General features: G+C 34.3%; 13 protein-coding genes and 1 pseudogene. 11 read left to right on the plus strand and 3 right to left on the minus strand.

From position 1 onward, the window contains the following. Positions 1-12: 12 nt before the first annotated feature. The 6 genes and pseudogenes from ACH2BP_RS07775 (at position 13) to ACH2BP_RS07800 (ending at position 4,209) form a co-directional block, all read left to right on the plus strand. Positions 13-156 (plus strand): DUF2442 domain-containing protein, encoded by a 144-nt coding sequence (locus tag ACH2BP_RS07775; protein WP_395058655.1) that lies wholly within the window; start codon positions 13-15, stop codon positions 154-156. Positions 157-199: 43 nt separating this feature from the next. Further along, positions 200-352: a hypothetical protein gene (locus ACH2BP_RS07780; protein ID WP_395058631.1), complete on the plus strand. Its 153-nt coding sequence runs from the start codon at positions 200-202 to the stop codon at positions 350-352. 38 nt (positions 353-390) lie between these two features. Next, positions 391-1,620, plus strand: coding sequence for a 2-oxoglutarate dehydrogenase complex dihydrolipoyllysine-residue succinyltransferase (odhB, locus tag ACH2BP_RS07785; RefSeq protein ID WP_395058633.1), 1,230 nt, complete (start codon positions 391-393; stop codon positions 1,618-1,620). Between the two features lie 170 nt (positions 1,621-1,790). Continuing rightward, positions 1,791-2,807, plus strand: a complete 1,017-nt coding sequence (locus ACH2BP_RS07790) for a type I restriction enzyme HsdR N-terminal domain-containing protein (protein ID WP_395058635.1) — start codon at positions 1,791-1,793, stop codon at positions 2,805-2,807. Then, positions 2,792-2,917, plus strand: a pseudogene (locus ACH2BP_RS07795) (dihydrolipoyllysine-residue succinyltransferase); the annotation flags it as partial. The gene ACH2BP_RS07790 and the pseudogene ACH2BP_RS07795, both read left to right, overlap by 16 nt. 77 nt (positions 2,918-2,994) lie before the next feature. After that, positions 2,995-4,209, plus strand: coding sequence for a TCR/Tet family MFS transporter (locus tag ACH2BP_RS07800; protein ID WP_395058637.1), 1,215 nt, complete (start codon positions 2,995-2,997; stop codon positions 4,207-4,209). Positions 4,210-4,296: 87 nt separating this feature from the next. On the opposite strand, the gene ACH2BP_RS07805 is transcribed toward ACH2BP_RS07800, so the two are convergent. Next, positions 4,297-4,980: a zinc metallopeptidase gene (locus ACH2BP_RS07805; protein ID WP_395058639.1), complete on the minus strand. Its 684-nt coding sequence runs from the start codon at positions 4,978-4,980 to the stop codon at positions 4,297-4,299. Between the two features lie 94 nt (positions 4,981-5,074). Next, a complete protein-coding gene (locus tag ACH2BP_RS07810; RefSeq protein ID WP_395058641.1) occupies positions 5,075-8,173 on the minus strand; it encodes a leucine--tRNA ligase in 3,099 nt (1,032 codons plus the stop codon). 300 nt (positions 8,174-8,473) lie between these two features. Between ACH2BP_RS07810 and ACH2BP_RS07815 the strand changes: the two genes are divergently transcribed. Genes ACH2BP_RS07815 through ACH2BP_RS07835 form a run of 5 tightly spaced genes read left to right on the plus strand, consistent with a single transcriptional unit; the run spans position 8,474 to position 11,670 of the window. Further along, positions 8,474-9,349, plus strand: a complete 876-nt coding sequence (locus ACH2BP_RS07815) for a cell division protein FtsX (protein ID WP_395058643.1) — start codon at positions 8,474-8,476, stop codon at positions 9,347-9,349. 41 nt (positions 9,350-9,390) lie between these two features. Then, the gene (locus tag ACH2BP_RS07820) at positions 9,391-9,624 is read left to right on the plus strand and encodes a DUF3098 domain-containing protein (protein WP_395058645.1); all 234 of its coding nucleotides are present in this window, start codon (positions 9,391-9,393) and stop codon (positions 9,622-9,624) included. Positions 9,625-9,627: 3 nt separating this feature from the next. Then, on the plus strand, positions 9,628-10,437 hold the full coding sequence (locus ACH2BP_RS07825) for an undecaprenyl-diphosphate phosphatase (protein WP_395058647.1): 810 nt from the start codon (positions 9,628-9,630) through the stop codon (positions 10,435-10,437). Positions 10,438-10,443: 6 nt separating this feature from the next. Continuing rightward, positions 10,444-11,145: a tRNA pseudouridine(55) synthase TruB gene (gene truB / locus ACH2BP_RS07830; RefSeq protein ID WP_395058649.1), complete on the plus strand. Its 702-nt coding sequence runs from the start codon at positions 10,444-10,446 to the stop codon at positions 11,143-11,145. After that, on the plus strand, positions 11,146-11,670 hold the full coding sequence (locus ACH2BP_RS07835; protein ID WP_395058651.1) for a hypothetical protein: 525 nt from the start codon (positions 11,146-11,148) through the stop codon (positions 11,668-11,670). It begins immediately after the preceding gene. Here ACH2BP_RS07835 and ACH2BP_RS07840 read toward each other — a convergent pair. Then, positions 11,660-12,104: thioredoxin family protein (locus ACH2BP_RS07840; protein ID WP_395058653.1), on the minus strand; the 445-nt coding region annotated here is incomplete at its 5' end. The two genes, ACH2BP_RS07835 and ACH2BP_RS07840, sit on opposite strands and share 11 nt — an antisense overlap.

The following is a 12,104-nucleotide window of genomic DNA, read 5'->3' on the forward strand; positions in this document are numbered from 1 at the left end:
GATGGAAGAGAATTGTCAATTCCTTTAGAATGGTTTCCAAGATTAAGAAAAGCAACGGTAGCACAATTAAATGATTGGAGGTTAATCGGCAATGGAGATGGCGTACATTGGTCAGCAATTGACGAAGACATTTCGATAGAAAATTTATTAGAATGAACAAAAATTTTAAATAAAGATAAATTTGATAAACTATTTCATTATGGTAAATAAAGAATATAAAAGATCGGAAAATGCTCAAAAAATAATTGATGCAATGGATAAAGTTCATGAAAAACTAATTGAATTCAAAAAGAAAATGAATAGCGAATTGGTCGTTTTGAAAGACAATAAAATTGTGAGAATAAAACCTTAATTTAAAATATAGAATTCATCATTTAAAATAAATATACAATGATTTTAGAAATGAAAGTCCCATCACCAGGGGAATCAATCAAAGAAGTTGAAATCGCAACTTGGTTAGTAAAAGATGGCGATTATGTAGAAAAAGACCAAGCCATCGCCGAAGTTGATTCGGACAAAGCGACACTTGAATTACCTGCAGAAGCAAGCGGAATTATTACGTTAAAAGCTGAAGAAGGTGATGCAATTGCAGTTGGAGCAGTTGTGTGTTTAATAGATACATCTGCTGCAAAACCATCTGGATCAGCACCAGTAGCTGAAGCAAAACCAGTTGCCGAAGCTCCAAAAGCTGAAGTAAAAGTTGAAGCTCCGAAAGTTGCTCCAGTAGCTGAGAAAACTTATGCCGCACAAACTCCTTCGCCAGCAGCTAGAAAAATATTAGACGAAAAAAACATACAACCATCTGAAGTTGTTGGAACAGGAAAGGCAGGAAGAATTACCACCGAAGATGCTGTAAATGCAGTGCCTTCTATGGGAACACCAACTGGAGGTTCACGTGGTTCAGAACGCACAAAATTATCTATGTTGCGTCGTAAAGTAGCTGAACGTTTAGTTGCTGCTAAAAACGAAACAGCTATGTTAACTACGTTCAACGAAGTTAATATGACTCCTATAAACAAGATTCGTAATGAATACAAAGACGCATTCAAAGCAAAACACAATGGTGTTGGTTTGGGTTATATGTCTTTCTTTACCAAAGCGGTAACTCGTGCTTTACAACTTTTCCCAGACGTTAATTCGATGATGGACGGCGATTATAAAGTAGCTTACGATTTTGCAGATATTTCGATTGCAGTTTCTGGACCAAAAGGTTTGATGGTTCCTGTAGTTAGAAATGCAGAATTATTAACTTTCCGTGGTGTTGAAGCCGAAATCAAACGTTTGGCAATTCGCGCTCGTGACGGGCAAATTACAGTTGATGATATGACTGGCGGAACATTTACTATTACAAATGGTGGTGTTTTTGGAAGTATGTTATCTACACCAATTATCAATCCACCACAATCAGGGATTTTAGGAATGCACAACATTATCGAACGTCCAATTGCTGTAAATGGTCAAGTGGAAATTCACCCAATGATGTACGTTGCACTTTCTTATGATCACAGAATTATCGATGGTCGTGAGTCAGTTGGTTTCTTAGTTGCTGTAAAAGAAGCTTTAGAAAACCCTTTAGAATTGCTTTTAGATAACAATCCTAAGAAAGCTTTGGAGTTATAATATAAAACCTAACAGGTTTTTGAAACCTGCTAGGTTTAGATTCTAAATCCCAAATTCGAAAGAGTTTGGGATTTTTTTGTTGAATTAAAATTTTATTTCCGATTTGATAATATCTAAAATTGAGAGAATTTTCTATCTTTAACAACAATTCAACCTAACATATTTCAAATATGCCGATAAATAGACAAATAGCTAACGTTATTAAAAAATCACTTTCTAAAATTGATTTTAGTAAACTTGAAGAAAAGTGTACTAATGAAGCTCAAACTAGACAATATCTTATTGAGCCAATTATTGAAATTTTAGGCTATAGCAGAATGGACGATATGCTAACCGAAATTAATGCTGGTTGGGGACAAAAAAATGACAAAGCTGATATTGGATTATTAATTAGAGGTAAAAACCCTGAAATTATTGTTGAATGTAAAAAATATGCTAAAACGCTAACTGATAAAGAAGCCTGGCAATTAAATGGATATTTCATTAATACTCCAAGTTGTAAACTGGGAATCTTAACAAACGGACTTGAATGGAGAGTTTATAGTGCCAATGAAGCAAATAAAGAAACTAGTTTAAATGTGAATCCATTTTTAGTTTTTGACTTCAATGAAATAAACGACATTTTAATTGATAATTTATCGAAATTACATAAAAACAATATTGACATAAAAGAATTATTAGAAGAAGCTAATGAGTTCTATTTCTTACAAGGCTTTTCAGCCGCTTTTGCTAATGAGTTATATGATCCATCTGATGATTTTATCAAAGCTATTTTTAATAGAATGAATGGTAAAAGGATGACTGACCCAATAAAATTAAAAATACGAGAACAAATTAATTCTAATTCAATTCAAAAAGCTTTAAAGAAAGTTATCGAAGAAGAATCTAAAAACGGTAGCTTAATTATAACTACAGCTGAAGAATTAAAAATATATCATACAATTAAAACAATTCTAATTCACAGAAAAGAAATTGATGCAGATAGAATTTCTTATAGAGATCAAAAAAATAGTTTCAACATTTTAGTTGATGACAATAACAAAAAAATTATCTGTAAAATTCTTAGTTCTAGAAATAATTATTCTCTTGAAATTAACGGAATTAAACATGACGTCAAAGGAATAGAAAGTGTTGTTGCAATGAAGAAACAACTTTTAGATGCCGCAATGGTTCATTTTCAAAAATAATTATCGATGGTCGTGAGTCAGTTGGTTTCTTAGTTGCTGTAAAAGAAGCTTTAGAAAACCCTTTAGAATTATTAATGGACAACAATCCTAAGAAAGCATTGGAACTGTAATTAGTTTCAAAATTCTATAAAAACCCCAAATTCTATTAATAGAATTTGGGATTTATTTTTTTGTATTTTTACCAAATATGAAAGAAAACAAAAAATCTCCAGCCATTGGTTTTATTTTTATAACCATGTTAATCGACATTATTGGACTAGGAATTATTATCCCTGTTATTCCTAAATTAATCAAAGAATTAATTCATGCTGACATTAGCGAAGCAGCAAAATATGGCGGTTGGTTGATTTTTACTTATGCAATAACTCAGTTTATATTTTCACCATTAATCGGGAATTTGAGCGATAAATATGGCAGAAGACCCATCATTTTGATTTCTTTATTTGGATTTTCATTAGATTATTTGCTCTTAGCATTTTCGCCAACAATAACGTGGCTTTTTGTAGGTAGAATAATTGCAGGAATCACTGGAGCAAGCATCACAACAGCATCAGCGTATATTGCTGATGTTAGCACGCCAGAAAATAGAGCGAAAAATTTCGGATTAATTGGTGCAGCGTTTGGATTGGGTTTTATTATTGGCCCAGTAATTGGCGGATTTCTTGGACAATATGGAGCTCGAATTCCGTTTTATGCAGCAGCAATTTTGTGTATGGTTAACTTTTTGTACGGGTTTTTTATTCTTCCAGAATCATTAGCCAAAGAAAATCGACGAGATTTCAGTTGGAAAAGAGCCAATCCAATTGGAGCCATTCTGAATTTAAAGAAATATCCAACTTTAATAGGATTAATTGTCGCTACTTTTATTTTGTATGTTGCATCACACGCCGTTCAAAGTAATTGGAGTTATTTTACAATATATAAATTTGGCTGGGACGAAAAAATGGTTGGTATTTCACTTGGAGTAGTGGGACTTTTAGTAGGTATTGTACAAGGCGGATTAATTCGATATACAAATCCAAGATTAGGTAATAATAAAAGTATTTTTATCGGAATGGCATTGTATTGCATTGGAATGTTTTTATTTGCCGTAGCTTCTAAAGACTGGATGATGTTTGTGTTTTTAATTCCGTACTGTTTGGGTGGTATTTCTGGACCTGCATTACAATCTGTTGTTTCAGGACAAGTTCCAGCTACAGAACAAGGAGAGATTCAAGGTACGATGACAAGTATGATGAGTGCATCGTCAATTATTGGTCCGCCAATGATGTCGAGTGTTTTTTATTTTTTTACACACAAAACGGCACCATTTCAATTTGCTGGAGCACCATTTGTTTTAGGTGGATTTTTGATGTTAATTAGTTTAGGAATTGCTTATAAATCTTTGAAGAAGAATCATTAAATCTGATTCTAATTGCCATTTTAGCTTTTATAGAAAATAAAAAAATCCGCTTCTTTCGAAACGGATTAAGTTAAATTCTTTAAAAACTTATCTTCTATTCATGTAAATAGAAATGTAATACAAAAGCGTTGCAATAGAGCCTAAGGCAGCCACTACATAAGTTCTTGCAGCCCATTTTAGCGAATCTTCTGCTCCTGCATATTCTGCTGGATTAAGCATGTTTTTATTTTTTAACCAAGCCAACGCACGATTACTCGCATCATATTCTACTGGTAAAGTAACAATCGAAAATATTGTTGTGGCTGCAAAAATTACAATTCCTATTAATAACAATGATGGAAAAGTTCTAACCATTAGGATTCCTGCTAACAATATCCATTGCATATAAGTTGAGGCAATATTTACCACGGGAACTAATTTTGACCTCATCGTTAGCCATTCGTAACCTACTGCATGTTGTACAGCATGACCACATTCGTGAGCTGCAACGGCTGCTGCTGCTGCATTTCGTTGGTTGTAAACCGCTTCACTTAGGTTTACGGTTTTATCTGCTGGATTGTAATGATCTGTTAATTGTCCTGGTGTCGAAATCACTCTTACGTCACGAATCCCGTTATCGGCAAGCATCTTTTCGGCGATTTCTTGTCCAGACATTCCGTTTTGCAATTGTAATTTAGAATAGTGTTCGAACTTGCTTTTTAGTCGTGAACTTACTAACCAACTTACGAGCATAATCGCAACTATTAAAATCATTGATGATAAACTATACATGTTTTTTGTTTTTTAGATTGAATTATAAAATTACATAATTAATATCAAATTATGAGCCAATTTTTTTGAATGTCATTTTGACGGAAATTTTTATTTACCCAACCAAGTTGATAACTTTCCCAGGAACAATAATCACTTTTTTAGGCGTGTTTCCGTCCAATTGTTTGATGGTTCGCTCGTCTTTCATGATGATTTCTTCGATTTGAGCTGGTGTTAAATCCAGAGGCAAATTGATAGTAAATTTCATTTTTCCGTTAAACGAAACAGGATATTCCTTGTCGCTTTCTACTAAATATTTCTCATCGCAAATAGGAAAAGCTACTGTCGAAATTGATTCTGAATTTCCTAACTGATTCCACAATTCTTCTGCGATATGTGGTGCATAAGGCGAAAGAATAATCGCCAATGGTTCTAGAATAGCTCTTTCGTGACAATTTTGTGTTCCCAATTCATTCACACAAATCATAAACTGCGAAACCGAAGTATTGAAAGAGAAATTCTCGATGTCTTCTGTTACTTTTTTGATGGTTTTATGCAATGATTTCAAACTGTCTTTCGATGGTTCGTTGTTGGTTACAATTAACCCATTATCATCAAAATACAAACGCCATAGTTTTTTTAAGAAACCAAAAACTCCTGTAATTCCTGCGGTATTCCAAGGTTTTGATTGTTCGAGTGGACCTAAGAACATTTCGTACAAACGCAAAGTATCTGCTCCGTATTCTTCGCAAATAGTATCTGGATTGACTACGTTGTATTTGGATTTAGACATTTTTTCGACTTCGCGACCGACGATGTATTTTCCGTTGTCTTCAGTGATGAAGTCTATGTCATTGTAATCGGAGTATAAAGAATCATTCTTGAAAGCTTCAATATCTAACTCATTAGTTATATCATTGATAACAGATAAATTAATATGTATTGGAGTAATATTATAAACTAATGCCGATGCTCCATTCAATATAGAATCAACTTGATCATTATTAAATTCAGCTTTATTGAATACAAAGTTAAGTAAAGCATTTTTCTTGTCAAAATCATGAACTTGATCAGGGCTGATTTGTGAACTTGAAGCTGTACTTTTCAAATTAATACTTGAAAACAGAATGTCTTTAGAAACTATCGCCTTAATAGGCTTTACTTCACTTAAAAGAGACCCAAGAGTAATACTTGTGTTATTTTCATCAACTCTATAAGATTCAACAACCTCATACACCCTAACATTATTTATTCTAAATCCAAAAGCACTCATTCCCAAAATCATTCCTTGATTAATCAATTTTTTGAAAGGTTCTTCGGTTGGTGCATAACCTCTGTCTTTTAGGAATTTGTTCCAAAAACGAGAATATAACAAATGTCCGGTTGCATGTTCACTTCCGCCAATATACAAATCGACACTTTCCCAATATTTGATAGCTTCTTTACTCGCAAATTCGGTTGCGTTGTGTGCGTCCATGTAGCGCATCCAATACCACGAAGAACCTGCCCAACCTGGCATGGTGTTTAGTTCTAATGGAAAAATGGTTTTGTTCTCGACTGCGCTCGAACTGACAACTTGATTGGTGTCAGTGTTCCAAGCCCAAACGGTTGCGTTTCCTAATGGTGGTTGTCCGTCTTCGGTTGGCAAATATTTCTCTACTTCTGGTAATGCGATTGGTAAATATTTGGCATCAATCATTTGTGGTAAACCATTCACATAATACACCGGAAACGGTTCGCCCCAATAACGTTGACGAGAGAAAACAGCATCACGCAAACGGTAATTTGTTTTTCCTTGTCCTTGGTTTAATGTTTCTAATTCTGCAATGACTTTTTTGGTCGCTTCTTTATAGTTTAAACCGTTCAAGAAGTCGGAATTGGCAATAATCACATTGTCTTTCGAGCCATACGCTTCGGTAGAAATATCGACATTATTGAAGATATTTTTAATATCTGGCATTCCGTTTTGTCCTTTGAAGAAATTGGCAAAAGCATAATCACGTTCGTCGCCACAAGGAACCGCCATCACGGCACCTGTTCCGTATCCTGCGAGTACATAATCACCTATCCAAACGGGAATTTGTTCTTTGGTAAATGGATGTTCAGCATAAGCTCCTGTAAATACTCCCGAAATGGTTTTTACATCGGCCATACGCTCTCTTTCGGAACGTTTTGCGGTTTTTTCGATATAGGCTTCAATAGCTGATTTTTGTTCTGGCGTCGTGATTTCTTGAACCAAAGGATGTTCTGGCGCTAAGGTCATAAAAGTTACGCCGAAAATAGTATCGGGACGAGTTGTGAAAACTTCGATTTTATGAGATTCCTCGTTCCTCGGAATGACAAAAAAGCTGACCATGGCTCCTACTGATTTTCCAATCCAGTTGCGTTGCGATTCTTTGATGGATTCGCTCCAGTCGATATCATTTAATCCTTGTAGCAAACGCTCGGCATAAGCAGAAATACGCATGCTCCATTGGGTCATTTTTTTACGAATCACAGGATGTCCTCCACGTTCTGAAACGCCATTTACGATTTCGTCATTAGCTAAAACGGTTCCCAATCCTGGACACCAATTCACTTCGGTTTCGGCCAGATATGTTAAACGGTATTGTAATAGTATTTTTTGTTTTTCGTCTGATGAAAAACTGTTCCAATCTTGAGCAGAAAACGGAGCAATAGTATCATCGCAAACTGCGTTGACAGTTGCATTTCCTTCTGTTGAAAAAAGGGAAACCAATGTTGAAATATCTTCAGCTTTGTCTGTCGCTTTATTGTACCACGAATTGAATAGTTGAATAAAAATCCATTGGGTGTGTTTGTAATAATCGGCATTTGAGGTGCGCACTTCACGACTCCAATCGAATGAAAATCCTATTTTATCTAGTTGCTCACGGTAGCGGGCAATGTTTTCTTTAGTCGTTTTGTCTGGATGTTGTCCAGTTTGTATGGCGTATTGTTCGGCTGGAAGTCCGAATGAATCGTATCCTTGTGGGTGCAAAACGTTGAATCCTTTGTGGCGTTTGAATCTGGCTACAATATCCGATGCAATGTATCCTAACGGATGCCCAACGTGCAATCCTGCTCCTGACGGATAAGGAAACATGTCTAAAACATAATATTTGGGTTTGTCTGACGTATTGCTTGCTGCAAATGTTTGATTGTCTGCCCAATGTTTTTGCCATTTGGCATCGATTTCGTTTGGATTGTATTTCATCGTTAAGGTTCTAAGGTTCTGAGACGCAAAGGCTCAGAGGTTTTCAAGGATTCCTGTAATTTATCTTTTAGCCCTGATGGAAGTGGAAATCCCACGCATTTTTGCGTGGATTGGAACAAACAGCAGGAAAATGAATTACAAAAATGCGCAAGTCATTCGCTTCAAATACTTCGACTACGCTCAGTATGTCATTTTTATTGCGACAAATTTACATTTATTATAAGAAAATGGAAAGTTTGAACGTTAATAACTTTAAATAAAGAAATTCTTTATTATTTTTACCCAATAATTTTATTAAGTATGAGTTCTTCTTTCGATAATTTTCAAAAACGTAGATTAATCACGTCTTATTTTTCGGTAGTGTTAAGTGTTTTCCTTGTGTTGTTTTTACTGGGAATGTTGGGTCTTTTTGTTGTAAATTCTAAAAAACTGTCTGACGATTTTAGAGAAGGAATCGCAATGTCGGTTTATTTTAAAGATGAAGCAAAAGATACGACTTTAGCTAACTTTAAATCGGAATTGAAGGCTTCTAAGTACGCTAAAACATTTACTTATGTGTCGAAAGACATTGCTGCTAAACAACATACTGATATTATTGGAGAAAATTTCTTGGAGTTTTTAGGTGAGAATCCTTTGCAAAATTCTTTCGATATTCACTTGAAAGCGAATTATGTCGTGGCAGATAGTATTGCGAAAATTGAAAGTAAATTACGTGAAAACACTATGATTTCTGATATTATTTACGACAAGCAATTGGTGAATATGGTAAACGACAATGTGAAAAAAGTAAGTTTGTGGATTCTTATCATCAGCGGACTTTTTTGTGTGATTGCCGTTTTGCTTATAAATAGTTCGATGCGTTTGTCGATACATTCCAACCGATTTATCATAAAAACCATGCAAATGGTGGGCGCAACAAAATCATTTATTAGAAAACCTTTTCTTTGGCGTGGTGTAAAACTGGGTATGATAGGTGCCGGAATTGCTATTGCTGCTTTGCTTGGTGTTTTATTTTATATTGATTCTAATTTTCCTAATCTTGGAATTTTTAATGATAAATTGACAATAATTGCTATTTTATTAGGTGTTTTTGGTACTGGAATTTTAATTACTTTACTAAGTACTTATTTTGCAACACAACGATTCTTGAATTTAAGAACAGACGATCTTTATTAATTTACCCTTCGACTACGCTCAGGGTGACAAAAAATAAAAAAATGGAAAATAAAGAACAAGGATTTCTTTTTGAAAAAGTAAATTATAAAATTCTACTTATAGGAATTGCAGTTATTGCGGTTGGATTTATACTAATGTCTGGTGGCGGAAGCGATAACCCAGCAGTTTTTAATGCCGAAATTTTTAGTTTTAGAAGAATTAGATTAGCGCCAACAATGGTTTTAATTGGTTTTGGGATTACTGTTTATTCTATTTTGAAAAATCCTAAAAAGTAATTCATGGAAATTCTTCAAGCTATTATCATAGCCATAATTGAAGGTCTTACCGAATATTTACCAGTTTCTTCAACTGGACACATGATATTTGTAAGTTCTTATTTTGGGATTCAAAATGATGATTTTGTCAAATTATTTCAAGTTTCTATTCAGTTTGGAGCCATTTTGGCTGTTGTAGCTTTGTATTGGAGAAAATTTTTCGATTTTTCTAAATTTAATTTCTTCATCAAATTGGCTTGTGCCGTAATTCCTGCTCTAATTTTAGGAAAATTATTTGATGATAAGATTGAAGCTGTTCTTGGAGATCCTATTCCAATTGCCATTGTTTTAATACTTGGTGGCGTTATATTATTATTTATCGATAATTATTTTCAAAACCCTACAATTATACAAGAAGAAGATATAACCATCAAAAAAGCTGTAACTATTGGTTTTTGGCAATGTTTAGCCATGATGCCTGGAACTAGCCGAAGTGCCGCATCAATTATTGGCGGTATGCAACAAGGATTGTCACGACAAGCTGCTGCTGAGTTTTCTTTCTTTCTTGCTGTTCCAACGATGCTTGCAGTAACTTGTTATTCGGTTTTTCTGAAAACATACGAAAATTCACAAATGAAAGGTTATGAATTGATTTTGAAATCGGACGAAAACATCAAAATATTCCTTATTGGTAATGTTGTTGCTTTTATAGTTGCGGTTTTGGCTATCAAATTTTTTATCGAAATCATCAAAAAATACGGATTTAAACCTTGGGGTTGGTACCGAATTATTGTGGGTTCATTTCTATTGATTTATTTCACTTATTTAAAATAATTTACCTTGCTTACTCCAGAAGATTACTTAAACGGTCAAGTTTTACTGATAGACAAACCATTAAAATGGAGCTCTTTTCAAGCAGTAAATAAGCTAAAATATTCGCTTATAAATAAATTGGGGCTGCCAAAAAAGTTTAAAATTGGTCATGCAGGAACGCTTGATCCTTTAGCAACGGGATTGTTGATAGTTTGTACAGGAAAATTTACCAAAAGCATTTCCGAAATACAAGGTCAAGCCAAAGAATATACAGGAACTTTCCACATTGGAGCTACAACGCCATCGTATGATTTAGAAACCGAAATAGATGCAGTTTTTCCATCAGAGCATATCACCGAAGCCTTAATTCAAGAAACAGTAAAACAATTTTTAGGTGAAATAGACCAAAAACCGCCAGTTTTCTCTGCGATTAAAAAAGATGGGGTACGATTGTATGAACATGCACGCGCTGGTGTTGAAGTAGAAATTGCTTCTAGAAAAACACAAATACACGAATTTGAAATTACTCGAATAGCATTGCCAGAAATCGATTTTAGAGTCGTTTGTAGCAAAGGAACTTATATTCGTTCGTTAGCTTATGATTTTGGATTGGCTTTGCAATCTGGCGGACATCTTACGGTTTTGCGAAGAACAAAAATTGGTAATTACGATGTAAAAAATGCTATTGATGTTACCTTGTTTGATGAGTCAATTGCTGGAATAGATTAAATGAATAGCAAAATTATTCTTCTCTTTTTACTGTCTAATTTTTGTGCTTTTTCACAAAAATTTGATTCTAAATATATTCAATTTGAATTGTCTACGCCATTTAAAGCTAATACACATCGTGGCGAAATAAATTCGGACGGAAGTAAAAATGAATACATGTTTATTCCAGACGGATTAAGTGCAAAAATTGGTTACGGAATACATTACGAAGAAACTATTTCGATTGGATTACATTCAGGTATCGATTGGAAAATAAACGAAAAACTTGTCGTAGTTCCTATTTTTCTTAATTCTAGACTAAATCTTGAAGTTGGAAATGGTGCCATAGCATTGCAATTTGGCTGGGGAAAAGCATCGGCAATTGGAAAAGGAGATGTCTTTGGAACTTATAAAAGATTTAACTTAGGCTTACAAAACGATGATGGCATAGCTATTTTTGCCGATTTGTCTTTATATAATTTTACTGTAAATGACGAAAAAGGCTTTGGTACAATAAGTTTGGGAATAAGTAAAATTATTTTCTAACATTATTATGCTCTAATTGCTCCAAATGATGCATCAAAGTAGTTAATTCATTCTGAGTACTCAATCCTTTATCGTGCAAATACCATAATTGTAATTCTGCTTTTGCGGTTTCATCTACCACACCATATTGTTGCTTATAACTCCGTATTAGTTTCGTTGCGCCTTCTGGTCTTGGCCCCCAAGCTCCCTTAACTTGCAAAGTTTCTTTTTCTAAAACAATAAGTTTCGGAATCGACCTACTTCCATTAGTAAGAAACATATCCATTAATGGTTTATTTTCGTCTCTAAACAGTAATTTTAACTCAACATTATTAGAAGTATTTGCCATTTTATTAAAAATTGGCACTAGCTGGGCAGCATCGCCACACCAACCTTCGGCAAGAACCAACCAGTAATATTCGTGCATAAGAGCGTTTAACTCTTGAGAGGTTTCA

It is taken from the genome of Flavobacterium sp. (assembly GCF_043756175.1).
In the GTDB taxonomy this organism is placed as follows: domain Bacteria; phylum Bacteroidota; class Bacteroidia; order Flavobacteriales; family Flavobacteriaceae; genus Flavobacterium.

What these genes read in the sequence shown, in the direction of transcription:
- ACH2BP_RS07780 (WP_395058631.1), top strand. Translation starts at nt 200, where the DNA reads ATGGTAAATAAAGAATATAAAAGATCGGAAAATGCTCAAAAAATAATT.
- odhB (WP_395058633.1), top strand. Translation starts at nt 391, where the DNA reads ATGATTTTAGAAATGAAAGTCCCATCACCAGGGGAATCAATCAAAGAA.
- ACH2BP_RS07790 (WP_395058635.1), top strand. Translation starts at nt 1,791, where the DNA reads ATGCCGATAAATAGACAAATAGCTAACGTTATTAAAAAATCACTTTCT.
- ACH2BP_RS07800 (WP_395058637.1), top strand. Translation starts at nt 2,995, where the DNA reads ATGAAAGAAAACAAAAAATCTCCAGCCATTGGTTTTATTTTTATAACC.
- ACH2BP_RS07805 (WP_395058639.1), bottom strand. Translation starts at nt 4,980, where the DNA reads ATGTATAGTTTATCATCAATGATTTTAATAGTTGCGATTATGCTCGTA.
- ACH2BP_RS07810 (WP_395058641.1), bottom strand. Translation starts at nt 8,173, where the DNA reads ATGAAATACAATCCAAACGAAATCGATGCCAAATGGCAAAAACATTGG.
- ACH2BP_RS07815 (WP_395058643.1), top strand. Translation starts at nt 8,474, where the DNA reads ATGAGTTCTTCTTTCGATAATTTTCAAAAACGTAGATTAATCACGTCT.
- ACH2BP_RS07820 (WP_395058645.1), top strand. Translation starts at nt 9,391, where the DNA reads ATGGAAAATAAAGAACAAGGATTTCTTTTTGAAAAAGTAAATTATAAA.
- ACH2BP_RS07825 (WP_395058647.1), top strand. Translation starts at nt 9,628, where the DNA reads ATGGAAATTCTTCAAGCTATTATCATAGCCATAATTGAAGGTCTTACC.
- ACH2BP_RS07835 (WP_395058651.1), top strand. Translation starts at nt 11,146, where the DNA reads ATGAATAGCAAAATTATTCTTCTCTTTTTACTGTCTAATTTTTGTGCT.